The 26,565-nt window shown below is 59.6% G+C and carries 21 protein-coding genes; 11 read left to right on the forward strand and 10 right to left on the reverse strand.

What is annotated here, in order from left to right; all coding sequences use genetic code 11:
• Positions 1-81 precede the first annotated feature (81 nt).
• The gene (locus AFK66_RS12615; RefSeq protein ID WP_007782389.1) at positions 82-636 is read right to left on the reverse strand and encodes a TetR/AcrR family transcriptional regulator; all 555 of its coding nucleotides are present in this window, start codon (positions 634-636) and stop codon (positions 82-84) included.
• Between the two features lie 105 nt (positions 637-741).
• Between AFK66_RS12615 and AFK66_RS12620 the strand changes: the two genes are divergently transcribed.
• Complete coding sequence (locus AFK66_RS12620) at positions 742-1,968, forward strand: MFS transporter (RefSeq protein WP_007782387.1); 1,227 nt, start codon at positions 742-744, stop codon at positions 1,966-1,968.
• Here AFK66_RS12620 and AFK66_RS12625 read toward each other — a convergent pair.
• On the reverse strand, positions 1,961-3,412 hold the full coding sequence (locus tag AFK66_RS12625; protein WP_023899078.1) for a flagellin N-terminal helical domain-containing protein: 1,452 nt from the start codon (positions 3,410-3,412) through the stop codon (positions 1,961-1,963). The genes AFK66_RS12620 and AFK66_RS12625 overlap by 8 nt on opposite strands.
• Before the next feature lie 180 nt (positions 3,413-3,592).
• On the opposite strand from AFK66_RS12625, the gene AFK66_RS12630 reads away from it, so the two are divergent.
• On the forward strand, positions 3,593-4,405 hold the full coding sequence (locus AFK66_RS12630; protein ID WP_007782378.1) for a Cof-type HAD-IIB family hydrolase: 813 nt from the start codon (positions 3,593-3,595) through the stop codon (positions 4,403-4,405).
• A 33-nt stretch (positions 4,406-4,438) separates the two neighbouring features.
• Here AFK66_RS12630 and AFK66_RS12635 read toward each other — a convergent pair whose 3' ends face one another.
• On the reverse strand, positions 4,439-5,671 hold the full coding sequence (locus AFK66_RS12635) for an MFS transporter (protein ID WP_007782376.1): 1,233 nt from the start codon (positions 5,669-5,671) through the stop codon (positions 4,439-4,441).
• A gap of 167 nt (positions 5,672-5,838) precedes the next feature.
• Between AFK66_RS12635 and AFK66_RS12640 the strand changes: the two genes are divergently transcribed.
• The 3 genes from AFK66_RS12640 to deoR all read left to right on the forward strand — a co-directional run bounded on the left by AFK66_RS12640 (position 5,839) and on the right by deoR (position 8,013).
• Positions 5,839-6,579, forward strand: coding sequence for a phosphatase PAP2 family protein (locus tag AFK66_RS12640; protein WP_032968745.1), 741 nt, complete (start codon positions 5,839-5,841; stop codon positions 6,577-6,579).
• Entirely contained in the window at positions 6,576-7,169 is a 594-nt protein-coding gene (gene ybjG / locus AFK66_RS12645) for an undecaprenyl-diphosphate phosphatase (RefSeq protein WP_007792187.1), read from the forward strand. Before AFK66_RS12640 ends, ybjG begins: the two co-directional genes overlap by 4 nt.
• Before the next feature lie 79 nt (positions 7,170-7,248).
• The gene (gene deoR, locus AFK66_RS12650) at positions 7,249-8,013 is read left to right on the forward strand and encodes a DNA-binding transcriptional repressor DeoR (RefSeq protein WP_007782369.1); all 765 of its coding nucleotides are present in this window, start codon (positions 7,249-7,251) and stop codon (positions 8,011-8,013) included.
• Positions 8,014-8,040: 27 nt separating this feature from the next.
• On the opposite strand, the gene dacC is transcribed toward deoR, so the two are convergent.
• On the reverse strand, positions 8,041-9,252 hold the full coding sequence (gene dacC / locus AFK66_RS12655; RefSeq protein WP_032983093.1) for a serine-type D-Ala-D-Ala carboxypeptidase: 1,212 nt from the start codon (positions 9,250-9,252) through the stop codon (positions 8,041-8,043).
• Positions 9,253-9,498: 246 nt separating this feature from the next.
• Here dacC and AFK66_RS12660 point away from each other — a divergent pair, with 246 nt between their 5' ends.
• Positions 9,499-10,125, forward strand: a complete 627-nt coding sequence (locus AFK66_RS12660) for a glutathione S-transferase family protein (protein WP_004388117.1) — start codon at positions 9,499-9,501, stop codon at positions 10,123-10,125.
• Here the strand turns inward: AFK66_RS12660 and AFK66_RS12665 are convergent, their stop codons facing one another.
• On the reverse strand, positions 10,126-11,238 hold the full coding sequence (locus AFK66_RS12665) for a PQQ-dependent sugar dehydrogenase (RefSeq protein WP_007782363.1): 1,113 nt from the start codon (positions 11,236-11,238) through the stop codon (positions 10,126-10,128). It abuts the gene before it with no gap.
• A gap of 170 nt (positions 11,239-11,408) precedes the next feature.
• On the opposite strand from AFK66_RS12665, the gene rimO reads away from it, so the two are divergent.
• Complete coding sequence (rimO, locus tag AFK66_RS12670) at positions 11,409-12,734, forward strand: 30S ribosomal protein S12 methylthiotransferase RimO (RefSeq protein WP_007782361.1); 1,326 nt, start codon at positions 11,409-11,411, stop codon at positions 12,732-12,734.
• A gap of 409 nt (positions 12,735-13,143) precedes the next feature.
• Here rimO and gsiD read toward each other — a convergent pair whose 3' ends face one another.
• The 4 genes from gsiD to gsiA all read right to left on the reverse strand — a co-directional run bounded on the left by gsiD (position 13,144) and on the right by gsiA (position 18,648).
• The gene (gene gsiD, locus AFK66_RS12675; protein WP_004388437.1) at positions 13,144-14,055 is read right to left on the reverse strand and encodes a glutathione ABC transporter permease GsiD; all 912 of its coding nucleotides are present in this window, start codon (positions 14,053-14,055) and stop codon (positions 13,144-13,146) included.
• A gap of 2 nt (positions 14,056-14,057) precedes the next feature.
• The gene (gsiC, locus tag AFK66_RS12680; RefSeq protein ID WP_007782358.1) at positions 14,058-14,978 is read right to left on the reverse strand and encodes a glutathione ABC transporter permease GsiC; all 921 of its coding nucleotides are present in this window, start codon (positions 14,976-14,978) and stop codon (positions 14,058-14,060) included.
• A 227-nt stretch (positions 14,979-15,205) separates the two neighbouring features.
• A complete protein-coding gene (gsiB, locus tag AFK66_RS12685; RefSeq protein WP_023899084.1) occupies positions 15,206-16,744 on the reverse strand; it encodes a glutathione ABC transporter substrate-binding protein GsiB in 1,539 nt (512 codons plus the stop codon).
• A gap of 29 nt (positions 16,745-16,773) precedes the next feature.
• On the reverse strand, positions 16,774-18,648 hold the full coding sequence (gene gsiA / locus AFK66_RS12690; protein WP_007782351.1) for a glutathione ABC transporter ATP-binding protein GsiA: 1,875 nt from the start codon (positions 18,646-18,648) through the stop codon (positions 16,774-16,776).
• A 235-nt stretch (positions 18,649-18,883) separates the two neighbouring features.
• Between gsiA and moeA the strand changes: the two genes are divergently transcribed.
• Positions 18,884-20,113 carry a molybdopterin molybdotransferase MoeA gene (gene moeA / locus AFK66_RS12695; protein WP_023899086.1) on the forward strand — a complete coding sequence of 410 codons (1,230 nt, stop codon included), beginning with the start codon at positions 18,884-18,886 and terminating at the stop codon, positions 20,111-20,113.
• Position 20,114: 1 nt separating this feature from the next.
• Positions 20,115-20,873, forward strand: a complete 759-nt coding sequence (gene moeB / locus AFK66_RS12700; RefSeq protein WP_023899088.1) for a molybdopterin-synthase adenylyltransferase MoeB — start codon at positions 20,115-20,117, stop codon at positions 20,871-20,873.
• Here moeB and AFK66_RS12705 read toward each other — a convergent pair.
• Entirely contained in the window at positions 20,870-21,940 is a 1,071-nt protein-coding gene (locus AFK66_RS12705) for a LacI family DNA-binding transcriptional regulator (RefSeq protein WP_032983439.1), read from the reverse strand. The two genes, moeB and AFK66_RS12705, sit on opposite strands and share 4 nt — an antisense overlap.
• Positions 21,941-22,245: 305 nt before the next feature.
• On the opposite strand from AFK66_RS12705, the gene AFK66_RS12710 reads away from it, so the two are divergent.
• Entirely contained in the window at positions 22,246-23,556 is a 1,311-nt protein-coding gene (locus tag AFK66_RS12710; RefSeq protein ID WP_023899090.1) for an MFS transporter, read from the forward strand.
• A gap of 10 nt (positions 23,557-23,566) precedes the next feature.
• The gene (locus AFK66_RS12715) at positions 23,567-25,930 is read left to right on the forward strand and encodes a glycoside hydrolase family 31 protein (protein ID WP_007782319.1); all 2,364 of its coding nucleotides are present in this window, start codon (positions 23,567-23,569) and stop codon (positions 25,928-25,930) included.
• The last annotated feature ends 635 nt before the right edge of the window (positions 25,931-26,565 follow it).

Genomic DNA, 26,565 nt, shown 5'->3' on the forward strand with positions numbered 1-26,565 from the left:
AAGCGAAATGCCGTCGAGGGGATTTTGCATCATTTTAATTAGGCTTAATTGACCAGAAGTCTCTTTCTCGGTTTCGTGTATTCAGTTCCCCTCACCCTCCCCCACAATTCTCCCCACCATACTGCGGATGGTTTCGCGGTTCAGCGGCTCGCGGTCAACGACGTAGTGCAGCGTCATTCCTTCGACAAACGCATCGAGCGCGCGGGCGGTCGCCGGGTCGAACCAGGTTTCGAGCGTCTGCTGGCTGCGGCGCATCCAGTCCTGCATGATGATTTTGAGCTGTGGCTGGCGGCTCGCGTAGGCGTAAAGCTGATACATCAGCTCCATATTTTCAGGCGTCGTCACCTGCGCGCCGCAAATCAGTGCCGTTAACGCCTCGCAGGCCTCTTCGCGGCTCTGCGCCTGCGCCATCAGCGCCTGGTACTGGCGCGACATGCTCTCGGCGAAACGCGTAAACGCCTCGGCCAGCAGCGCCTCCAACGAGGTGAAATAATAAGTGACGGAGCCGAGCGGCACGCCGGCCTCAAGGGCGATTTTTCGGTGCGTAATATGATGAAAGCCGTGCGTGGCGATGCAGGCGAGTGTCGCTTCAAGAATGCGCTCGCGGCGCTGCGGGTCGTTTTGTCGTGTCGCCATGGGTGTCGAAATCTCAAGCGGAAAAGCATTTTCTGTATGTGTACAAATGTACACAACCTTGCTACGTTTTAAAGGTTTCTTTTTCACTCTCCAGGCGAATGGACTATGTCATCCGACGTGAATCACTCTTCCGCGCTGCGTCACCGGACGTGGGCGCTGTTTCTGTTTTTCTTTCTGCCGGGCCTGTTGATGGCCTCCTGGGCGACCCGCACGCCGTCCATTCGTGATGTGCTGGCGGTCTCCACCGCCGGGATGGGCATCGTGCTGTTCGGGCTTTCCGTTGGCTCCATGAGCGGTATTCTCTGCTCCGGCTGGCTGGTGAAGCGCCTCGGCACGCATACGGTTATCCGCAACGGCATGGCGCTTGGGGTTATCGGGATGCTGCTGATGGCGCTCGCGCTGTGGCTCGCCTCGCCGTTGCTGTTTGCCTGCGGGCTGGCGGTGCTGGGCGCGGGCATGGGGTCCGCCGAAGTGGCGCTGAATGTCGAAGGCGCGACGGTTGAGCAGCTACAGAACAAAACCGTGCTGCCGATGATGCACGGCTTTTACAGCCTCGGCACGCTGATTGGCGCAGGCATCGGCCTGAGCCTGACGGCGTTTCATTTTCGCGCCGATCTGCATCTCACCATCGCCACGCTGGTGACGGTCATCCCGATCATCGTCGGGCTGCGGGCTATTCCGCACGGCGTCGGTAAAGAGGCGAAAGAAGCGCGCCAGCAACGCCCTGCCGGTCATATCCCGTTCTGGAAAGATACCCAGTTGCTGCTGATTGGCCTGATTGTGCTGGCGATGGCGTTTGCCGAAGGCTCCGCCAACGACTGGCTGCCATTATTGATGGTGGACGGCCACGGTTTCAGCCCCACTTCTGGCTCGCTGATTTACGCGGGTTTCACGCTCGGCATGACGCTCGGACGCTTCTTTGGCGGCTGGTTTATCGACCGCTACAGCCGCGTGAATGTGGTTCGCGCCAGCGCCTTAATGGGCGCGCTCGGCATCGGGCTGATTATCTTTGTTGATAACCCGATTATCGCGAGCGTGTCGGTGCTGCTATGGGGGCTGGGCGCGTCGCTCGGCTTCCCGCTGACCATTTCGGCGGCGAGCGATACCGGGCCAGATGCGCCGGTGCGCGTTAGCGTGGTCGCCACGGCGGGCTATGTCGCCTTCCTGGTCGGCCCGCCGTTACTCGGCTTCCTGGGGGAACATTACGGATTACGCAGCGCGATGCTGGTGGTGTTGTCGCTGGTGGTGCTGGCGGCCCTGGTGGCCCGCGCGGTGGCGAAACCCGCCACGCCGGTTGAGTCAGCGTCCGGGCAGGCGCGTGACGTTATTTAAGGAGCGCGAGCACGCTCTGCGCCTGCTGGTTCGCCTGTGCCAGCACGGCGTCCCCGGCCTGTTGCAGGATCTGCGTGCGGCTGAGGTTGCTCGCCTCTTGCGCGAAATCCGCGTCTTCAATGCGGCTGCGCGCGGCGGTCGTGGCGACGGTCTTCTGGGCCATCGCCTCTTTCGCGGAGTCAAACGTGTTCACCAGGCTGCCGTAAGTGCCGCGATACGCGCTTACGGTATCGATCGCATGATCGATGGCGTCTATGGCCTGCGACGCGCTCTGCTGATTATCAAGCCGCGCGGTATCAAGGCCGAGCGTTTTGGTGTCCGAGGGCGTGCCGGGGATGGTTTTATACTGCACCGCCTCGCCGTAGTCGGCGCTCATCACAATATCCGTATTGGTGCTGACCGGCCCGTTATCCGGCGAATCGGTGGGCTTTGGCAGCTTACTCCAGGTCATATCGCCATAGAACGAGCCGTTGCCCACTACCATAATGATCACATCTTCTGTGACCTTATCAATGGAAAGCCGTTCCAGATAGTCACCTGGCGACACAGTACCGTTGTTGGCCCAGCCTGTCGCGGGTGTCTCGTAACGGTCGCCATCGCCGCTGTAGGTAATAGTCATGCCGTTGTACTGCTTCACCGCGCCGCCATTGACGTTGTAAGTGGGCGGCCCCTGCGTCAGGTTCGCGTCGCTATAGCTGGCACCCGGCAAAAAACCGTTATCGGTAGAGATAATTTTAGTATTCGCCATCGCTGTGCTGTTCACCCCGTTATTCGTCCAGGTGAAATCGCGCGTAGGGCCATTCACCGGTGTGCCGACGAGATGGCTGCCATCGCGGCTGAACAGCTGGATATCGTCATCCATCCAGCCCGAGTTAATGGTCAGCGTAATATTGGTCGCCCCAGCCGGAATATAGGCCAGCGGCACCAGCCCGGAGGTAAAGGTGTACTGCTGGCCGGGCACCGGAAAGCGCTGGTTAATAGATGGAATATTACCGAGCTGCGGCGCGGGCGGTGGCGGCGATGCCGCGGGCGCCAGCGGATATTTGCCAAAAATCGTCGTCCCTGTGGAAATGGCGTCCATCTGCGCTTTGATCTCGCTGAATTCAGCGGAAATCGCCGCGCGATCGCTCGTGTCCAGCGTGCCGGTCGCGGACTGGACGGCCAGCTCTTTTGCACGCGTCAGCAGATCGGTGACTTCAGAAAGTGCCCCCTCGGCCGTCTGCGAGAGGCTTATCCCGTCGTTCATGCTGCGCGAGGCCACGTCATTCGCCCTGAGCGTGGCCGACATACGGTTGGCAATAGCCTGCCCGGCGGCGTCATCCTTCGCGCTGTTAATGCGCATGCCGGATGAGAGGCGCTCGATGGACTGGCTTAAGCTAGCGGCCGTTTTTTGCTGCTGCTTCAGGACATTGCCTGACATCAGGTTGTTGAAGATAGTCGCCATAGGGTTGCCGTTTCGCACATCGGAGAGTCGTTAACAAGGCTACTATCGGCCCCCAGGCAGTTTAGCTTTAGGTGTAAATTTGAATTAAGTGAAAATTCTTTTAATAACCACAGCTTATGTTAACAGCCCATTATCCGCCCTTTTAGCGTATCAGGCCGGGTAAATCCTTAAGGAGCGTTTATGACAGTTAAGTTAATCGCCGTGGATATGGACGGCACCTTTTTACGCGATGACAAAACCTATCACCGCGAGCGTTTTCTTAAGCAGTACGCCGAAATGAAAGCGCGCGGCATCCGTTTTGTGGTGGCGAGCGGCAACCAGTATTACCAGCTGACGTCGTTCTTTCCGGACATCGCCAATGAAATTGCCTTCGTGGCGGAAAACGGCGCGTGGGTGGTCTGCGAAGGCGAAGATGTGTTTAACGGCGAATTGAGCGATGATGAGTATCGTCACGTCATTGACCACCTGATGACGCTTGACGATTTAGAGATTATCGCCTGCGGAAAAAACAGCGGCTACACGCTCAAGCGCTACGACGAGCGCTTCAAAAAAATGGCGGCGCGCTACTATCACCGCCTGGCGTTTGTCGATGATCTGCACGATATCCACGATATTTTCTTTAAATTCGCGCTCAACCTGCCGGATATCCAGCTGCTGAAAAGAATGGACGAACTGACCAAAGCGTTTGAAGGCATTGTGGTGCCGGTCTCAAGCGGCCACGGCTCTATCGATCTCATTATTCCGGGGCTTCACAAAGCCAACGGCATTCAGATGCTGCAACAGCGCTGGGGCATTGCAGACAGCGAGGTCGTGGCATTTGGCGACGGCGGCAATGACGTCGACATGCTGCGCCATGCGGGGTTTGGGTTTGCGATGGACAACGCGCCGGACGCGATACACAAAGTGGCGCGCTACCGTGCGCCGGCCAACCATCAGGATGGCGTGCTGGAGATTATCGACAAGGTGCTGAACGGCGAAGCCCCGTTCGCCTGAGACGACGGCCCAGGCGGGCCGTCGCGTTATGCGTTACGCTTCCGGGCGGGTGCCTACGGTTTTGTCCTTCAGGAAAATCACCATCAGGCCCAGCCACAGCAGGCCGCTTGCGAAGTTAAACAGGTTAAACAGCGCATTGCCGCCGCCAATCCAGGCGTGTTTGCTGACCTCAATACCCACCGTGAAAATGGTCATCTGTAACATGCCCATCGCCGCCGAGACGGTGCCTTTGCTGATATCGCTGGCAAAGAGCGTCAGGCGCACCAAGCCCGCGTTGGCAATGCCGATGCCGAAAGCGTAAATACTTAAGCCCGCCGTCATCCAGAGGTACGCGTGGGAGGAAATCACCGTGGCGAGCGCCGCCAGCGCCAGCCCGAACATCATCGGCCAGCCGCCCATGACAATCAGCGAGCGCACGGAGCGCCGGGCGGTGAGCTTCGCCAGCACCAGGTTGCCAATGATCAGCGCGCCGAAAATCGGCACCTGCAACAGGCCATATTCATAGGTGCTCATCTGCTCGCCGCTGATGATAATGACCGGCGACTGCGCAATCCACGCCAGCAGCGGCAGGCTGACAAAGCCTATCGCCAGCGCTCCGGACACAAAGCGCAGGTTTTTCAGCACCGCTTTATAGTCGCGGCCCAGCTCCCGCAGCGACAGCTTCTCGCCAAGCCGCGTGGCCGTCTCCGGCATGGCGCGCCACAGGCCAAAGAACGAGATGGCCGCCAGCACGGCGAAAAGCACAAACATCATCTCCCAGGGCGCGGCGTGCACCCAGGCAGCCCCGACGAGCGGCCCGAGCAGCGGCGCTATCAGCGCGACGTTCGCCATCAGCGCGGTGATTTTGATACACACCGCCTCTTCAAACGACTCCTGAATCGCGGCATAGCCCACCGCGCCGATAAAGCACAGGCTGATGCCCTGCAAAAAGCGCAGCACAGTGAACTGTTCAATGTTCTGAGCGAGCAGCGTGGCGAGGCAGGTGACGATAAACCACGCCACACCCGCCAGCATCACCGGGCGTCTGCCGATACGGTCAGAGAGCGGGCCGAGCAACCACTGTAAAAACATGCCGCCTGCGAGGTAGGCGGTCATGGAGGTGGGCACCCATTCGACGCCCGCCTGATACTGTTCCACGACCGCGAGCATGCCAGGCTGGATCATGTCGTTGCCGATATAAGTCGAGAATTCGTAGAGCACCAGGCAGAGCGGGAACAGCAGCGCCTGGCGTCCGAGACGTCCGGTTCGGTTTGCGTGAGTTTGCATGAGTCATCCATCTATAAAATCGCGCAAAGTGTAATGAATTGCCGCGCCGCGCGATAGTGAATTATGTGCGACAACCGTGGCGTGGCGCGCCTTTAGCTCTGCTGTTTAAGGTTTTCTTAAGTAAGCCGCTTTATGCTGGCCCTTTTCAGCTTCCGGATGACGCCGCGATGCGTACTTTATCTCCGCTTTTCTGGCCTGCCAGACCCCGGATAAATAAGACAATCTCCCTTTATTCCCTGCCCGTGCGCTTTTATGTTGGTCAGCTTGCGCTGCTAACGGCGCTGGGCGTGCTGTTCACCTGGCTGTCACGCACCGAAACGCTGGACCGCTGGCTGACGCAGATGTGGTTTGACGCCGCCGCAGGGAATTTTCCCTGGCAGGACAACTACTGGCTTGATCTGCTCAACCACCGGCTCGCCAAATATTGCGCTATCGCGGTCGCCGTCGGGAGCCTGCTGTATGGCGTGATTCGTCGCCATCCGCGCTGGATAATGGTCGCGGTGCTGATGGGCCTTGGCGCCGCCGTTGTCGGCATCCTGAAGGCCACCAGCCATCATAGCTGCCCGTGGGATCTCGTTGAGTATGGCGGAAAGGCGCTTTCTTATCCGCTTTTTGGCGCGGTACCGGACGGCAGCGGCCCTGGCCGTTGTTTCCCTGGCGGCCACGCCTCCAGCGGCTTTATGGTGATGGGCCTCTGGTTCGGCCTGCGGCGCGAGCATCCGGGGTACGCCCGGCTGGCGCTGGCGGCCGGCATTGCGCTCGGGCTCGCGATGGGCTTCGGCCAGGTGATGCGCGGTGCGCATTTCTTCACCCATAACCTGTGGGCAGGCTGGTGGGTGTGGCTCACGCAGGTGGTGACGTGGGGCGTGACCACCACATTGATGAATAAGGAACCCGCAACCCTATGATGGAAGCGTTGAATCAATTTCTGTTTTTGCACATTAACGCGACGCCCGCGTCGCCGGGCTGGCTTATCGCGCTGGCGACGTTTATCGCCCGCGATCTTATCTCGATTGTGCCGCTGCTGCCGGTGGTACTGTGGCTCTGGCGTCCGACCGAGCGCAGGCTGGTGGTGAAGTTCGCGCTGGCACTGCTCATTAGCCTCGCCGTCTCCTGGCTTGCGGGCCATCTGTTTCCCCATCCGCGCCCGTTTGTGGTCGGCCTCGGTCATCAGTTCCTGCCGCACGCGCCGGACGACTCCTATCCAAGCGATCACGGCACCGTGATTTTCACCTTCGCGCTGGCGTTTCTCTTCTGGCATCGCGTCTGGTCTGGCACGCTGTTAATGGCCGTCGCCTGCGCGATTGCCTGGTCGCGTATCTATCTCGGCGTCCACTGGCCGCTCGATATGGCGGGTGGTCTGCTGGTGGCGATGCTTGCCTGTCTGAGCGCGCAAATCCTCTGGGCACCGCTTGGCGAACCGCTCTACCGCACGCTGCGCCAGCTCTATCGTCTCTGCTTCGCGCTGCCTATCCGTAAAGGCTGGGTGCGTGACTAACCGCAGGTCCACAGGTAAGATTGCACGACTTTTCAGGTGCCGCGCGACGGGCGTGGCGCCGGGTTGAGCAAGAGGGACTATGGAAACGCGGCGTGACGAGCGACTGGCGCAACTGCTCCAGGCACTGAAGCGACAGGATAAAATGCATCTCAAAGAGGCGGCGGCGCTGCTTGGCGTCTCGGAGATGACGATTCGCCGCGACCTGCAGGGTAATGACGCGCCGGTCACGCTGCTTGGCGGTTACATTGTGCTGGAGCCGCGCGGCGTGGCGGTAAGCCGCTATCTGTTAAGCGATGAACAGACCCGGCTGGTGGAGGAGAAACGCCACGCGGCCGCGCTCGCGGCGTCGCTTGTCCACCCGCACCAGACGCTCTTTTTCGACTGCGGCACCACCACGCCGTGGATCATCGACGCGCTGGACGACGCCCTGCCTTTTACCGGCATCTGCTATTCGCTTAACACCTTTCTGGCGCTCCAGGAGAAACCGCACTGCCGCGTTATCCTCTGTGGCGGCGAATTCCACGCCAGCAACGCGATTTTCAAACCGCTGACCTTCCAGGAAACGCTGCGCAATCTCTGCCCTGATATCGCGTTTTTTTCGGCAGCGGGCGTGCATCCCCAGTATGGCGCGACCTGTTTTAATCTCGACGAACTGCCGGTGAAACACTGGGCGCTGGAGATGGCCCAGCGTCACGTGATCGTGGCCGATCACAGCAAATTTGGGCAGGTGCGGCCCGCCTGCATGGGGCCGCTTGAGGCATTCGATACTATCGCGACTGACCGCATGCCCGACGACGCGTTTATCGCCTGGGCGCAGGCGGCGAACGTCAGCGTGATGTGGTAAACGCTCCCTTAAGCCGGGAGCGCACGGTTACGAGAACCAGCTCCCGAACCACTGATGGAATTTCATTAGCACGAAATCCCACATCCGGCTGAAGAAACCGCCTTCATTTACCGCTTCCATGACCACCAGCGGGCGCTGCTCAATGCTCTTGCCGTTAAGCTGAAAATCGATAGTGCCCACTACCTGGCCCTGTTTCAGCGGCGCGGTAAGCTGCGGCGAATTGAGCGTATAGGTGGCTTTGAGGTTTTTCAGCTGGCCTTTGGGGATCGTCACCGAACCCGCCTCGCCCGCGCCGAGTTTCACTTCGCTGCTGTCGCCAAACCAGACGCGCTGGTTAACGAACGCGGCATCCGGCTTAATCGGCGTGACGGTTTCAAAGAAGCGGAAGCCCCATGTCAGCAGCTTTTCCGATTCACGAAAACGAATGCCGTCGGTTTTCGCGCCTAGCACAACCGAGATCAGGCGCATATCGCCCTGCGTCGCCGAGGCGACCAGGTTATAGCCCGCCCCCGCCGTGGTGCCAGTTTTCATTCCGTCGACGTTCATGCTGCTGCTCCACAACAGGCGGTTGCGGTTCGGCTGGCGGATCTTATTGAACGTAAACTCTTTCTCTTTATGGATGGCATACTCATCCGGCACGTCGTGGATCAGCGCCTTGCCGAGCAACGCCATATCGCGCGCGGTGCTGAACTGCCCTGGCGCATCGAGGCCGTGAACCGTTTTAAAGGTCGTGTTAGTCAGCCCCAGGCGTTTGGCGTAGCCGTTCATCAGGCTGACAAACGCGTCCTGGCTGCCCGCCACATAATCGGCGATAGCAATACTGGCGTCATTGCCGGACTGAATAATCACGCCTTTGTTGAGATCGGCCACCGACACCTGATCGCCGGGTTTTAAGAACATCAGCGACGAGCCGCGCAGCGCCGGGTTGCCGGTCGCCCAGGCGTCTTTGCCGACGGTCACTTTATCATCGAGATGAATTTTACCGGCCTTCAGCGCCTGACCGACCACATAGCTGGTCATCAGTTTGGTAAGGCTTGCCGGATCGAGTTTTTCATCCGCGTTGCCTTCAGCCAGCACTTTGCCGCTGTGGTAGTCCATCAGGATCCAGGCGCGGGCGTCGACGTCCGGCGCGGCGGGCGCCATCGGGTCGGCCGCGTGGGCGGTGGAGAGGGAAATCAATAGAAACGCGCCTGAGAGAGCCAGCACGCGACGAGCGCCGGAGCGTGAGAATGAGGTCATAAGAGCCACCTGAATATCCATTCCAGAAACTACTACAAATCAACCGTATCGGTGAAAAGATGAGTAATAACGCACAAACGCCATCAATGAAACAGCGCGGGGGTAAAGTTTTTAAAGTTTCACTTTCCGGTCACAAAGTGACACGGCATTTTCAGGCAGTTGCGAAAGCGCGGGGATTATTCCACCATGGAATATCTTCGTGGCGCGCCGTCGCCACGGCATCGTTCATCTGCAAAGGAGCAAGATATGATTACCGTATGGGGTCGAGAAAATTCCACTAACGTGAAGAAGGTGCTGTGGTGTCTGGAAGAGCTGGAGCTGCCGTATAACCGCATTCCGGCGGGCGGCAAATATGGCATTAACCACGACGCGGATTATCTGGAGATGAACCCGAACGGGCTGGTGCCATGCCTGCGTGACGATGAAACTGGGCTGGTGCTGTGGGAATCCAACACTATTGTGCGTTATCTGGCGGCGCAGTATGGACAGGGCCGTCTGTGGCTGGAAAGCCCCGTTGAGCGCGCCCGCGGCGAAAAGTGGATGGACTGGGCCATCAGCACGCTGCCTGCCCCGCACCGCGGCGTCGTCTTCAGCCTGGTGCGCACGCCGCCCGAGCAGCGCGATCCGGCGCTGATTGAAGAGAGCAAAAAGCAGTGCGACGCGCTGTTCGCCATTCTTGACGCCGAACTGGCGAAAACCCCGTGGCTCTCCGGCGACGCGTTCGGCATCGCCGATATGGCCCCTGCGCCACACATCTATAACCTCTTTAACGTCGGCATCGAGTGGACGCCGCGCCCGCACCTGGAGCGCTGGTATCAGCAGCTCACCGAACGCCCGGCGTTTCGCAATATCGTGATGATCCCGGTGAGCTGATCACGACGCCGGGCTGACTTTCAGTAGCTGACCGTCGGTTTCGTCGGTCAGCACATACAGGAAGCCGTCCGGCCCGACGCGCACGTCGCGAATGCGTTTATTCTCTTTCTCCAGCAGTCGGCCATCTTCCGTCACCTTTTTGCCGTTCACCGACAGCTGAATCAGGTTCTGCTCCTTGAGCGCGCCGATAAACAGCTTGTTTTTCCACTGCGGAAATTTATCAGCGTTATAAAACGCCATGCCGCTCACCGCGGGCGAGACTTTCCAGTAGAACAGCGGCTGTTCGGTGCCCGGCGCTTCGCCGCCTTTGGCCTCCGGAATAGGCTCGCCGCTGTAATTGATGCCCCAGGTGGCGAGCGGCCAGCCGTAGTTTTTGCCCGCTTCGGGAATATTGATTTCATCGCCGCCTTTCGGGCCGTGCTCGTTAAGCCATATCGTCTGGCTCCAGGGGTTGAGCGCCAGGCCCTGCGGGTTGCGAATGCCGTAAGACCAGATCTCCGGGCGCACGCCCTGTTTGCCGACAAACGGGTTATCCTTCGGCACGTCGCCATTTTCCGTAAGACGCACCACTTTGCCCTGAAGCTTATCGAGATCCTGCGCCGTCGGGCGCTGGTTATTCTCGCCGAGCGCAATGAACAGATGCCCTTTACCATCAAACGCCATACGCCCGCCAAAATGGTTGCCCACCGAGAGCTTCGGCTGCTGGCGGAACACGACCTTAAAATTTTCCAGCCGCTGCATATCGTCGCTAAGCCGCCCGTAACCCACCGCGGTGCCCGCTTTACCGTCGCTGCCGCCTTCGGCATAGCTCAGCCAGACGCGGCGACTCTCGTTAAAATCGGGCGCCAGCACCACGTCCAGCAGTCCGCCCTGCCCTTGATGCCAGACCGTCGGCACGCCGGAGATGGCGGCGGAAAGCCCTTTACCCGGCTGCCAGCGTTTCAGCTCGCCGCCGCGAAGCGTTATCAGCATGCCCTGGTTATCCGGCAGAAACGCCAGCGACCACGGGTTTTCGAGATTATCGGCAAGCACATCCACCTTTGCAGGCAGCGCGGCGGCGGAGGCGCTCACAACGAGCAGCAGAGCGAGTAAACGTGGCGAGCGTAGCGGCATAGCGTTCTCCTTATGGCAGTCCCGATTAAGGGTAGCCAGCCGCAGAACGGCCCGGCTGACTTTTACAAAATCTTTAACATCGCGCGGGCGCAAGATACCAGTACAAATTTCCCACCAACCTCTGTAAAATCCCCGCCCTGATAACTCCATAAATGATGAATTTTTGACCTATGAGCAATGTAATGCAGCAGCCAAAGATCGGCTTCGTTTCGCTGGGCTGCCCAAAAAACCTAGTGGACTCTGAGCGCATCCTGACAGAGCTTCGCACCGAGGGCTATGACGTGGTGCCACGCTATGACGACGCCGATATGGTTATCGTCAACACCTGCGGTTTTATCGACAGCGCGGTGCAGGAGTCGCTGGAGGCGATCGGCGAGGCGCTGAATGAAAACGGCAAGGTGATTGTCACCGGCTGTCTCGGCGCGAAAGAAGACCAGATCCGCGAAGTGCACCCGAAAGTGCTGGAGATCACCGGGCCGCACAGCTACGAGCAGGTGCTGCAACATGTTCATCACTATGTGCCGAAGCCGAAGCACAACCCGTTCCTGAGCCTCGTGCCGGAACAGGGGGTGAAGCTGACGCCGCGCCACTACGCCTACCTGAAAATTTCTGAAGGCTGTAACCATCGCTGCACCTTCTGCATTATCCCGTCGATGCGCGGCGATCTCGACAGCCGCCCGATTGGCGACGTGCTGGCCGAGGCCAAACGTCTGGTGGAAGCAGGCGTTAAAGAACTGCTGGTGATTTCGCAGGACACCTCCGCTTACGGCGTGGACGTGAAACACCGCACCGGCTTCTGGAACGGCTCCCCGGTTAAAACCAGCATGGTGAGCCTGTGCGAACAGCTCGCGAAGCTCGGCGTCTGGGTGCGTCTGCATTACGTCTACCCGTACCCGCACGTGGACGATGTGATTCCGCTGATGGCGGAAGGCAAAATCCTGCCGTACCTGGATATCCCGTTACAGCACGCCAGCCCGCGTATTCTGAAGCTGATGAAGCGTCCGGGTTCGGTAGACCGCCAGCTGGCGCGCATTAAGCAGTGGCGCGAGATCTGCCCGGAGCTGACCCTGCGCTCGACGTTTATTGTCGGCTTCCCTGGCGAAACCGAAGAAGATTTCCAGATGCTGCTCGATTTCCTGAAAGAGGCGCGTCTGGATCGCGTGGGCTGCTTTAAGTACAGCCCGGTTGAAGGCGCCACCGCCAACGATCTGCCGGATCAGGTGCCGGAAGAGGTGAAAGAAGAGCGCTGGAACCGCTTTATGGCGTTGCAGCAGCAGATTTCCGCCGAGCGCCTGCAGGAGAAAGTGGGCCGCGAGATCCTGGTCATCATAGATGAAGTGGACGAGGAAGGCGCGATTGGCCGCAGCATGGCGGATGCCCCGGAAATCGACGGCGCGGTGTACCTGAACGGTGAAACCAAACTGAAGCCAGGCGATGTGGTGCGCGTGAAGGTGGAGAACGCCGACGAGTATGATCTGTGGGGAAGCCTGGTATAAGGTTTCTGCGCTCAGTGAAAGTGAAAAGGCTGCCGGTGGCAGCCTTTTTTATGGCGAGTGCATTACATCGGCGGGTGCGCTGCGCTTACCCGCCCTACATACAACCAACCTGTCCCGTAGGGCGGGTAAGCGTGCGCACCCGCCATTCGCAACCAACCTGTCCCGTAGGGCGGGTAAGCGTGCGCACCCGCCATTCGCAACCAACCTGGCCGTAGGGCGGATAAGCGTGCGCACCCGCCATTCACAACCAGCCTGTCCGTAGGGCGGGTAAGCGTGCGCACCCGCCATTCACCACCAACCTGCCCGTAGGGCGGGTAAGCGTGCGCACCCGCCATTAACAATCAACCTGTCCGTAGAGCGGGTAAGCGTGCGCACCCGCCATCCCGATGCGCACCCACCACTTCCCGCCCTACCCCTTAATCTTCGGATCCAGCGCGTCGCGCAACCCGTCGCCCAACAGATTAAATGCCAGCACCGTCAGGAAAATCGCAAGGCTCGGGAAAATCGCCACGTGCGGGGCCATCACCATATCCGCACGGGCCTCGTTCAACATCGCCCCCCACTCCGGCGTCGGCGGCTGCGCGCCAAGCCCCAGAAACGACAGGCTGGCGGCGGAGATAATCGACGTGCCGATGCGCATGGTGAAATAGACCACAATCGACGACACCGTGCCCGGCAGGATATGCCGGAACAGAATGGTGGCATCAGACGCCCCGATACTACGCGCCGATTCGATAAAGGTCTGATGCTTCAGCACCAGCGTATTGCCGCGCACGAGGCGGGCAAAGGCCGGGATACTGAAAATCGCCACGGCGATAATAACGTTCGCCATCCCGCTGCCCATCACTGCCACCACGGCGATGGCGAGCAAAATGCCCGGGAAGGCGAACAGCACGTCGCAGATGCGCATGATCACGCGGTCCCACCAGCCTTCGTAAAAGCCCGCCAGCAGCCCCAGCACAGTACCGATAATCGCGCCTGTCAGCACCGCAAACACCCCGGCGGCGAGCGAAATCCGCGCGCCGACGATCACGCGGCTGAAAATATCGCGCCCCAGCGAATCGACGCCGAACCAGTGCACCATCGACGGCCCTTCATTCAGGCGGTCGTAATCGAAATAATTTTCGGCGTCGAACGGCGCAATCCACGGCGCGAACAGCGCCAGCGCGATGAGCAGCAACACAAAGCCGCCCGCCACCAGCGCGACCGGCTGGCGCTTCAGGCGATGCCAGAATTCGTGCCACGGCGTGCGCGTCTGCTGCGGGCGAACGGTGGGCAGGCCGTTTAAAATCGCCTGTCGGCGCCAGTTGAAAAGTCGCATCCTTACTTGTACCTGATAGCCGGGTTAATGGCGGCGTAGAGCACATCCACCACTAAGTTGATAAGAATAAATTCGAGCGAGAACAGCAGCACTTCGGCCTGAATGACCGGGTAGTCGCGCATCTCCACGGAATCGACCAGCAGACGCCCCAGCCCCGGCCAGTTAAAGACTTTCTCCACTACGATAGAGCCGCCCAGCAGAAAGCCGAACTGTAGCCCCATCATGGTGACGACCGGGATCATGGCGTTGCGCAGGCCATGTTTCAGGATAACCCACTTTTCGCTCACCCCTTTGGCGCGGGCGGTGCGCATATAGTCTTCGCCCAGCACATCCACGAAGGAGGCGCGGGTGAAACGCGCCATGACGGCCGCGACGGCCGCGCCCAGCGTCAGCGATGGTAGAATATAGTGCCGCCAGGTATCGGCGCCCACGGTGGGCAACCAGCCGAGCTGCACCGAGAAAATATGCATCAGCAGCATACCGAGCGCGAAGGCGGGGAATGAAATACCGGAGACCGCGAGCGTCATGCTCAGACGATCCGGCCAGCGGTTGCGCCAGACCGCCGCGACGATCCCGGCGGCGAGCCCGAACACCATCGCCCAGCTCATGCTGGCGAGCGTCAGCCAGAAAGTCGGCATAAAGCGGCTGGCTATCTCTTCCGAGACCGGACGGCGTGAGACCAGCGAGGTGCCGAAATCGCCGCGCACCACGTTGCTGATGTAGTGCCAGAACTGCTGCCAGAGCGGCTGATCAAGCCCGAGCTGGTGGCGCACCATGCCAATGACCTGGGCGTCGGCCTCAGGCCCGGCGACGAGGCGCGCCGGATCGCCCGGCAGCAGATGAACAAACAAAAACACCAGCACCGCCACGATGAGCAGCGTCGGGATAAGCCCCAGCAGGCGTTTTATGATGTAGCTAAACATGCGAAACCCTGTTTTCCTTCATGATCGCGTCTTCTGTTAGAGGATTGGCACTGTGCCGCTGGCGGGTGCGCTACGCTTACCCGCCCTACGGTTTACATCGCTAACCCTGGGCTGGCGGGTGCACTTCGCTTACCCGCCCTACCGCGGTTGGGAGGGTAAATGTAGGGTGGGTAAGCGTAAGCGCACCCACCTCCCGGCCATTTACGCCCCCCACCTTCCGGCGACGCTTATTTAATATCCGCGTCCTCAAAACTAAAGCCCGTATCCGGCATCATGTAAAACCCGGTCAGGGATTTGCTGTGCGCAGAGACCAGTTTTTCCACCACCAGCGGCACCCAGGGCGATTCCTTCCACAGCGTATCCTGCGCAGCTTTATAGAGCGCGGCCTTGCGGGTTTTATCGGTGGTTTTCAGCGCGTCGGCGAGATCTTTATCCACCGCCGGGTTGCTGTAAAACGCCGTGTTAAACAGCGTCGGCGGCCAGTTCTGCGAGGCGAAAAGCGGAGAAAGCGCCCAGTCGGCTTCGCCGGTCGACGCCGACCAGCCGGTGTAGAACATCCGCACGCCGCTCTCTTTCTGTCCTTTGCCTTCCACTTCCGAGGCGCGCTGGCCCGCGTCCATCGCCGTCACTTTCGCCTTAATGCCCACCTGCGCCAGCTGCTGCTGCGTAAACTGCAACACCTTCTGGGCGGTGCTGTGGTTATGCGACGACCAGAGCGTGGTGCTAAAGCCGTTCGGATAGCCCGCTTCTTTCAGCAACTCACGCGCTTTGGCCGGGTTGTATGGCCACGGCTGATACTGCTGCGCGAACTCAATCGTCGGCGGCACCACGCCGGTGGCAGGCGTCGCGTAACCCGCGAACGCTACTTTTACCAGCGCCTGACGGTTAATGGCGTAGTTAATCGCCTCACGCACTTTCGGGTTATCGAACGGCTTCTGGGTCACGTTCATGCTGATATAGCGCTGCATGATTGACGGCGTTGCCACCAGATCCAGTTTGCTGTTTTTCTCAAGCAGCGCGGCCTGCTCGTAAGGGATCGGGAAGGCGAACTGCGCTTCGCCGGTTTGGAGCATCGAGGCGCGCGTATTGTTGTCCACCACCGGGCGCCAGGTGATGGCGTCAAGCTTCGGCAGCCCCGGCTGCCAGTAGTGGGTATTTTTCTTCACCTTCACAAAATCGGTCGGGTTCCAGGTCACCAGTTCATATGGCCCGGTGCCGACCGGATGAAAACCGATATCTTTGCCATATTTCTCCAGCGCCGCCGGAGAGATCATCGCGGTCGCCGGGTGCGCCAGAATATTGATAAACGCCGAGAACGGCTGTTTCAGGGTGATTTTTACCGTCGTCGGGTCCACCGCCTCGGTGCTGGCGATGTTTTTATACAGGTTATAACGCTTCAGGTGGTTATCCGGATTGCTGGCGCGATCGAGGTTCACCTTTACCGCCGCGGCGTTAAAATCGGTGCCGTCCTGGAACTTAACGCCGCTGCGCAGCTTGATGGTATAGACCAGCCCGTCATCCGACACGCTGTAGCTTTCCGCCAGCACATTCTGCACTTTCATCGATTTATCGAGGCCAAACAGCCCCTGATAGAACGATTTGGCGACCTGCTGGGAGAGCGTGTCGTTGGCGTCATACGGATCGAGCGTGGTGAAACTGGAACCCACGGCCACGACAATCTCTTTCTGCGCAAAGGCGGGTGCGGCGGCCAGTACAGAAGCCAGCCCTGCCGCGACCAGCCAGCGGCGTGCGATGTGTTGTGTCATAGTCTTCTCCTGAAAGCCGTACCTGAAAATTAAAAATGGTGGTCCGTCGCCCCGACGGGATGACGCGCCACATAATGTCCCTGCCCCACCTGCACCAGCGGCGCGACAAACGGCGCGTCGCCTTTCGGGCGCGTGGCGCTTGGGATCTCATCGGAAAGGAGTACAGGCTGGCGGCGCGGATGACCAGGGTCGGCCACCGGTACAGCCGCCATCAGCTTGCGGGTGTAGGGGTGTTGTGGGTTTTCAAACACCGCGCGGCGCGGGCCTATCTCGACAATCTGCCCGAGATACATCACCGCCACGCGGTGGCTGATGCGCTCCACCACCGCCATATCGTGTGAGATAAACAGAAACGAAATACCGAAGTCGCGCTGTAAATCGAGTAACAAATTAATGATTTGCGCGCGAATTGAGACATCAAGCGCGGAGACCGACTCATCGGCGATCACCACTTTCGGGTTGAGCGCCAGCGCGCGCGCGATGCAGATACGCTGGCGCTGGCCGCCGGAAAACTCATGCGGGTAACGCGACGCGTGCTCGGGCTTCAGCCCCACGCGCTCCAGCAGCCACGCCACGCGCTTGCGCGCCGCCTCGCCGTCAAGCAGCCGGTGCACCAGCAGCGGCTCCATAATGGAATAGCCCACCGTCAGACGCGGATCGAGCGAGGCGTAAGGATCCTGAAAGATAAACTGCATATCGCGGCGCACCGCCTGCATCGCGCTGTCGGAGAGCGTATCGATGCGCCTGCCGCCAAAGGTAATCGAGCCGCCCTGCGTCTCAACAAGCCGCAGCAGCGAGCGCCCGGTGGTCGATTTACCGCAGCCCGATTCGCCCACCAGCGACAGCGTTTCGCCGGGCCAGAGGTCAAAACTCACTTTCTCTACCGCGTGAACTTCGCGCTTCACGCGGTTAAAGATGCCGCTGCGCACCGGAAAGCGCGTGACGAGATCGCGCACCTGGAGAATCGGCTCACTGTCCGGCACCACCGTATCCTGCTCGGCGTCGGGCGGATCCATATCAGAACGCGGCGCGTGGTTAAGCGGGAATTTACGCGGTAGATCGGTGCCGTTCATCGCGCCTAATCGCGGGACGGCGGCCAGCAGAGCGCGGGTATACGAGTGTGCCGGACGGCGGAAAATCTCCTCGACGCTGCCGGATTCCACGGCCTCGCCCTGATACATCACCAGCACCCGGTCAGCCATATTGGCGACCACGCCCATGTCGTGGGTGATAAAAATCACGCCCATCGACATCTCCTGCTGCAAAACGCGGATAAGCTGCAGGATTTGCGCCTGAATGGTGACGTCCAGCGCCGTGGTGGGTTCGTCGGCAATCAGCACCGCCGGGCGGCACGAGAGCGCCATCGCAATCATTACGCGCTGGCGCATTCCGCCGGAGAGCTGGTGCGGAAAGCGCGCCAGCATTGCTTCCGACTCCGGGATGCGCACTAAATCGAGCATCCGTTTGGCCTCGCGCATCGCTCTTTCGCGCCCGAACCCCTGGTGTAGGCGAATGGATTCGGCGATCTGCTCACCCACCGGAAAGACCGGGTTCAGAGAAGTCATCGGCTCCTGAAAAATCATCGCCATGTCAGCGCCGCGCACGTCGCGCATCTGTTTCTGGCTGAAGGTGCGCAGGTCAATCACCTGTTCGCTGCGTCGGCGCAGCAGCAGCGGCCCGCTCTCCATCTCACCGCCCGCCTGTTCAATCAGACGCATCAGCGAGAGCGCCGTGACCGATTTCCCCGAGCCGGATTCGCCGACAATCGCCAGCGTTTCGCCGCGCTTCAGGCTGAATGAGAGCTGCAGCACCGCGTCGGTGGTGCCGCTTTCGTCTTTAAAACGCACGCTCAGGCCAGAAACCGATAACACCTGCTCTTCAGGCAATACGTCAACTTTAGGCACTGCGGTTCCTCACTGGTGATGGTTCGGCGCGTAAGCATTTCGCAAAATGATTCTGGGGCGGCTGCGTTTTTTCTATAAATATCATTATTGTTGCCGCGCTTTCAGACGAATTTTGAATATAGAAAGAGGTAAATGTGATGTAAAGCCCGGCGGGTGCGGCTGCGGGCGAAACATACATCCCCACCGCCCTTTCTGTCATAATAGGCGCTTTGTGACTGTCGCGCTGGAGTGAAACATGGAACCGACCGCCGGACTGATGTCCCTGGAAACCGCCCTTGAGGAGATGCTCTCCCGCATCGTTCCCCTGAGTGAGACGCAAACGCTGCCGCTGTTAAAAAGCATGGGCCGGGTGACGGCGCGCGCCGTGACCTCGCCACTGGACGTACCGGGCTTTGATAACGCCGCGATGGATGGCTACGCCGTGCGTCTCGCCGATCTCGCGTCCGGCGAGTGGCTGCCGGTGGCGGGCAAAGCGTTCGCAGGCCAGCCGTTTAGCGGCGAATGGCCTGCGGGCACGGTTATCCGCATCATGACCGGCGCGCCGGTGCCACCGGGCTGTGAAGCCGTCATCATGCAGGAAGAGGCGCAGACCAGCGACGCGGGCGTGCGCTTTACCGCTGACGTGCGCGCGGGCCAGCACATCCGCCGTCGCGGCGAAGATATTCGCCAGGGCGCGGTGGTCATGGAAGCAGGCCAGAAACTGAGCGCCGCCGAACTGCCGCTGCTCGCCTCGCTCGGCATTGCGGAAGTGGACGTGGTGCGCAAGCCGCGCGTCGCGATTTTCTCCACCGGCGATGAACTCCAGCTCCCCGGCCAGCCGCTGGCGGAAGGCCAGATTTACGACACCAACCGTCTTGCGGTACACCTGATGCTCGACGCGCTCGGTTGTGACGTGGTGAACCTCGGCATTATTCGCGACGACCCGGACGCCCTGCGCGCCGCGTTCCTGGAAGCCGACCGCGAGGCCGACCTGGTGTTAAGCTCCGGCGGCGTCTCCGTCGGCGAAGCGGACTACACCAAAACGCTGCTGGAAGAGCTTGGCGAAATCGGCTTCTGGAAGCTCGCCATCAAGCCTGGTAAACCGTTCGCCTTTGGCCGCCTTTCCAGTAGCTGGTTCTGCGGTCTGCCGGGCAACCCCGTTTCCGCCGCCGTCACGTTCTATCAACTGGTGCGCCCGCTGCTTGCGAAACTGAGCGGCCAGAAAGATATTTTCGCGCCGCGCCTGCGCGTGCGGGCGGCGACGCGGCTGAAAAAATCCCCCGGACGGCTCGATTTCCAGCGCGGCGTGCTGCTCACCGGCGCAGATGGCATGCCAGAAGTGATGAGCACCGGTCATCAGGGCTCGCATATTTTCAGCTCCTTCACCCAGGGCAACTGCTTTATCGTGCTGGAGCGCGAGCGCGGCAACGTTGAGCCGGGCGAGTGGGTTGAGGTGGAGCTGTTTAATCACCTGTTCGGAGGCTGAGATGACCGAGGCGTTAAGCGATGCCGAGATGCTGCGCTATAACCGGCAAATTATCCTGCGGGATTTCGATTTTGACGGCCAGGAACGGCTGAAGGCCGCCAGCGTGCTGGTGGTGGGCCTCGGCGGTCTTGGCTGCGCGGCCGCGCCTTATTTAGCGGCGGCGGGCACCGGCAGGCTGACGCTGCTTGATTTCGATACCGTCGCGCTCTCCAATCTCCAGCGCCAGGTGTTGCACCGCGACGCCACTATCGGCCAGCCGAAGGTGGAATCGGCGCGTGAGGCGCTTGCTGCCATTAACCCGCACTGCGTTATCGAAACGGTAAACGCGCAACTGGATGACGCCGCGCTCGCGGCGCTTATCGCCCGCCATGACCTGGTGCTCGACTGCACCGATAACGTGGCGACGCGCAATCAGCTTAACGCCGCCTGTTTTCATCATAAGGTGCCGCTGGTCTCCGGCGCGGCTATCCGCATGGAGGGCCAGATCAGCGTCTTTACGTGGCAGCCCGGCGAGCCGTGCTACCGCTGCCTGAGCCGTCTTTTTGGCGAAAACGCGCTGACCTGCGTGGAAGCGGGCGTAATGGCCCCACTGGTGGGCGTAATTGGTTCGTTACAGGCGATGGAAGCCATCAAAGTGCTGGCGCGCTACGGCGAACCGTGCGCCGGAAAGCTGGTTATCTATGACGCGCTGCGCACGCAGTTTCGCGAAATGAAACTGGCGCGCAACCCGCGCTGCGAGGTCTGCGGCGACGGGCATTAATCGTACAGGCCGTCGCGCTGCACACTGGCGCTCCCCCGCCCCGGCCTGACGCGACGCACCGATTCACGTACGTCCAGCGTGCCGTTCAAAAGCAGCGTGCCGACCGCCGCCTGCGGGCGGATAAGCCGCTGTTGCAGCATGAACACCGCCTCTTCGCCGAGCGCGTCGCGCGGCACATGCACCGCCGTCAGCGGCACATCTTCAATCGCCGCCAGGTTAAAGGCGTCGATGCTCATTACGGAAATGTCCTGCGGCACCCGCAGCCCGGCGTTTTGTAACGCTTTTACCGCACCTGCCGCCATAAAATCGCCGCCCACCAGCAGCGCGCCGGGAAGCCGCGCCGCGGGCGTTTCCTCAAGAAACCGTGCGATCAGCGCCTCGCTGCCCCTGGCGCTGAAATCGGGCGCGGTCAGCAAATGGCGCGTCTCGTCAAACGCCAGATTCTGCGCCTCCCAGGCGTCGCGGATGCCCGCCAGACGCAGTTCCATCGTATAGCGGCGCAGGCACAGCACGTTCAGCACCTCGCGGTGGCCCATCTCAAAGAGATAGCGCGCCGCGTTTTCGCCAATCGCCCGGTGATCTGGCGCGACCGCCGGCAGGCGCATTTTGCGATCGCGGCAGTTGATCAGCACACACGGTTTGCCGACGTCACACGCCAGATCGTGAATGTGCGGATCGTCGATGCCGAGCAGCAGCGCCGCCTCGGTCTGCGGATCGTTCATCCGCGCGAGAAACAGGTTGGCGTCGGCGTCGTTTTCCTCCAGCGCGCAGTAACGCAGCCGCACTTCATGAGGCTCCAGCGCTTTGTTGATGCTCTGGATCACACGGTAATAAAAGATGTCGGACCGCTCATCAAACGCGCGGCGCGGCGCGAATACCACCAGGCTGTTCAGCAGCAGCCTGCCTGCCGCCATATCTTCCAGCACGCCCAGCGCTTTCGCGCACTCACGCACCCGGCGGCGCGCCTTTTCACTGGTGTTGGCTTTGCCCGCCAGTACGCGGGAAACGGTGCTGAGCGACAGCCCCGTTTGTTCGGCGATCCGGGCGACCTGGAGCTTTTTACTCATTTTGTGATCCATCTCCGGTTGTGAAATGAAAAATTTTTCACAGCTGGTTTTAAAGATATATCCGTTCCAGCAGGCCTTCTTTTAACACATCACTGCGATTGATGAAAATTCTTGCATAAAAGAGGCTACTACCATTCCAGTTGCTGCTCTACTCTCAGGTTGTCGTACAACTTTTATCGAAAACGTGTATGACAAACCCTACAAAAAGCATGTTAATTCAAATAAATAGCGGTCTCTGCTGTGGTTTCCGGCACGCCCGGAATGCGAGTTGTTATACCCGTCAGGCTAACCGTGGAGAAGAATCAATGAGTCAGAGCATTAATCAGGATGTCGGCGCGGTGAAAACCCGCACCCGCCGCGCCATCCGTCATCTGCGCTGGTGGGTGCTGGTGCTGTTTTTAATGGGCGTGACCGTCAACTACATCACCCGTAACTCCCTCGGCATTCTTGCGCCGGAGCTGAAAGAGAGCCTGGGCATCACCACTGAGCAATACTCTTATATCGTCGGCGCGTTCCAGCTCGCCTATACCCTTTTTCAGCCGCTGTGCGGCTGGCTGATTGACGTGATTGGCCTAAAGCTTGGCTTTCTGATTTGCGCCTCCATCTGGGCGCTGATGTGTATTTTCCACGCCGGTGCCGGCAGTTGGCTGCATCTGGCTATTTTGCGCTTCTTTATGGGCGCGGCGGAAGCGGCGGCCACACCCGCCAACGCCAAAACGCTCGGCGAATGGTTCCCGAAAAAAGAGCGTCCGGTCGCCGCAGGCTGGGCGGGCGTCGGGTTCTCCATCGGCGCGATGCTTGCACCGCCGATTATTTACTTCGCGCATATCTCCTTCGGCTGGCAGGGCGCGTTTCTCTTTACCGGCGTGCTGGCGCTGCTCTGGGTCGCGCTGTGGTGGCTCTTTTACCACAACCCGGAAAAACATCCGCGCCTGAGCCAGGAAGAGCTGGCGTTCATCCGCCAGGATAACGAGCCGCCGCCGGTGCGCCTGCCTTTCTTCACCGCGCTGAAAACCGTCGCCAAAAACAAACGCTTTTACGGCATCGCCATCCCGGCATTTATGGCCGAACCTGCCTGGGCGGTGATGAGCTTCTGGGTGCCGCTCTACCTCGCCAAAGAGCACGGCATGGATCTCAAGCAGATTGCCATGTTCGCCTGGCTGCCGTTTCTCGCCGCCGATTTAGGCTCTGTCGCGAGCGGCTATCTCACGAAGCTGTATGTGCGCGTCTTTGGCTGTACGCAGATCAACTCAGTAGTCGCAAGCTCGGTGACCGGCGCGTTCCTCATGGTGTCTCTCGCGATTGTCACCATTACCAAAGACCCGTACATCACCATCATTCTTATCTCCATCGGCGGCTTCGGGCATCAGATTATCTCCTGCATGCTGAGCGCGCTGGTGGTGGAATCGTTCGATCGCGGCCAGATGGCCACGGTGAACGGGATGCGCGGCTCCTGCGCCTGGATTGCGAGCTTTCTGTTCTCACTGATTATCGGGGTGACCGCTGACAAAATCGGCTTCAACCCGCTGTTTGTCGCCATGGGGTTCTTTGACCTGATTGGCGCTGTGTTCCTGGTTGCCTTTATTGCCGAGCGCCGCAACAAGCGCGCTTTATAGGGAGATGTTGATGAAAACCCTCAAACACTGGAGATACACCCATTCTGACGACCACCACGTCGAGCTGAACGTCGATGATGCCCATACGCTCTGCCTCTGGGTGCTGGAGCCGGGTCTGTTCCGCGTGGCGGTGAAACGCCGCGGCGCGTATGCGCTCAACCGCACGTGGAGCATTGCGCCTGGCAACGACACGCCGTGGGAAGGCCGCCCGCGCGACAGTCTCGACGGCTTTAGCCTGCCCGGTTTTACGCTTGACGAAACGCCGGAGCGCCTTGTCATCAGCAGCGATAAACTGCGTGTAACGGTGCATCAGCCGCTGTGGCTGGAGTGGCACTACCGTGACGATAGCGGCCAGTGGCAGTTTCTTACCAGCGACCGCCCCACCAGCGCTTATCTTATCAATGCGCATGGCGACGGCGTGGCGCACTATCAGCGCCGCCAGAAAGATGACCACTATTACGGGCTGGGCGAAAAAGCGGGCGACCTGGAGCGCACCGGCCGCCGCTTCGAGATGCGCAACCTGGACGCGATGGGCTATAACGCCGCCAGCACCGATCCGCTGTATAAACATATTCCGTTTACCATTACCCGCCGCGAGCAGGTGAGTTTTGGCCTGTTTTACGACAACCTGAGCAGTTGCTGGCTCGATCTCGGCAATGAGATAGACAACTATCACCTGCCCTACCGCCGCTGGCAGGCCGAGGCGGGCGATATCGATTACTACCTGTTCGTCGGCCCGCGCGTGCTGGATGTCACCAAAGCCTTTGTGCGCCTGACCGGTAAAACGCTGTTCGGCCCGAAATGGAGCCTCGGCTACAGCGGCTCAACGATGCATTACACCGACGCGCCGGATGCGCAGAACCAGTTGATGAACTTTATTCGCCTGTGTGAAGAACACGCGATCCCGTGCGACTCCTTCCAGCTCTCGTCGGGGTACACCTCCATCAATAACAAGCGCTACGTCTTTAACTGGAACTACGACAAAGTGCCGCAGCCGAAAGCGATGAGCGCGGCGTTCCATGACGCCGGGCTGAAGCTCGCCGCCAATATCAAGCCCTGTCTGTTGCAGGATCACCCGCGCTATCAGGAGGTCGCGCAGCAGGGGCTGTTTATCCGCGATTCCGAAACCGACGCGCCGGAACGCTCCAGCTTCTGGGATGACGAAGGCTCGCATCTCGATTTCACTAACCCGGCGACCATCGCCTGGTGGCAGAACGGCGTCACCACGCAGCTGCTGGAGATGGGCATCGATTCCACCTGGAACGACAATAACGAATATGAAGTCTGGGACGGCGAAGCGCGCTGCCACGGCTTCGGCGAGCCGGTGGCGATTAAACATATCCGCCCGGTGATGCCTTTATTAATGATGCGCGCCTCGATGGAGGCCCAGCAGACTTTCGCGCCAGAGAAACGCCCGTATCTGATCTCGCGCTCCGGCTGCGCCGGGATGCAGCGCTACGTCCAGACATGGAGCGGCGATAACCGCACCAGCTGGCAGACGCTGCGCTACAACATTCGGATGGGCCTCGGCATGAGCCTCTCGGGGCTGTATAACGTCGGTCACGACGTGGGCGGATTCTCCGGCGATAAACCGGACGCCGAGCTGTTTGTGCGCTGGGTACAGAACGGCGTGATGCATCCGCGTTTTACGATTCACTCTTGGAATGACGATCATACCGTTAACGAGCCGTGGATGTACCCGGCAGTGACGCCCGCCATTCGAAGCGCCATTGAGCTGCGCTACCGTCTGCTGCCTTATCTCTACACGCTGCTGTGGCAGGCGCATGCTGATGACGAGCCGATGCTACGCCCGACGTTCCTCGATCACGAACACGACCCGCAGACCTTTCGCGAGTGCGACGAGTTTATGCTGGGCCGCGACGTGCTGGTGGCGAGCGTGGTTGAGCCAGACGCGCGCAACCGTACGCTCTGGCTGCCCGCCAACCACCACGGCTGGTACGATTTCCACACCGGTCAGTGGTATTCAGGCGGCCAGTGGGTAACGCTGGACGCGCCGCTGGAACGACTGCCGCTGCTGGTGCGCGCAGGCGCCGGTCTGCCGCTTAGCGCACGCCTGCGTCATGTAGATGCGCAGCGCGACGACGCGCGCGAGCTCAGGCTCTACCCTGTGCCGGGCAACGGTGAGAGTTCGGGCCTGCTGTTTGAGGACGACGGTGAAAGCTGGGGCTACCGCGAGGGCAACGCGCTGTGGGTGAACTGGCAGATGCGATGCAGCGCCGGGGCTATTTATCTCACATTCTCGACGACCGGCGATTACCAGCCTGCGTGGGATGCCATTGACGTTACGCTCCCTGCCAATGAGCACCGCACGCTTTATATTAATGGCAAGCCGGGGCAGCGCTGGGCACGTTAATGCCTGAATAATACACTGCTATTAACACGCCGCCGCAATTTTGCTGCGGCGTTTTTTATCTGAATAATTCCATGATTACTTACCGAATAATAAATCTATTTTTGCAGCATAATTATTCGGGGAAATAATGACGAATAAAAAGTGTGTTATTGAGTCACATTTTATTTTAATCATCAGCAATAGTGATTCTTTATCATTATATATCATCCGGAATCGCACTTTCTTTCAGGGTTCACCTTAGCATCACGCCTTTTACTATTTATTTATTAATCAAGGCATTAACCACAAGAAAGTCAAAGCAAGTGATTCACACTAAAAATATAATAGTGTTTCGTATTGATTAATAAGTGAAAACACTTAACCACTACCAACCCATCGCTATTAACTATCTGACTTAATAAATCCTGTTTGTTAACGTCACCGCAAATACTTTTTTGGTACTTTTTCTGGGACATACGAGCACCCCCTGGTCACAGCTATACATGATTTTATGCCGGAAAATATTCCACATTTGATAACGTTATTCCGCACCGGATTGCATAACAGCGACACAAGGAGCCTGACGTGATACCCGTCTGCAAAAATCATATTGCACCTTATATTCGCGCTGGATAAACAGCGCGCCGTATCACTAT

The organism is Cronobacter malonaticus LMG 23826, assembly GCF_001277215.2.
Lineage (GTDB): Bacteria > Pseudomonadota > Gammaproteobacteria > Enterobacterales > Enterobacteriaceae > Cronobacter > Cronobacter malonaticus.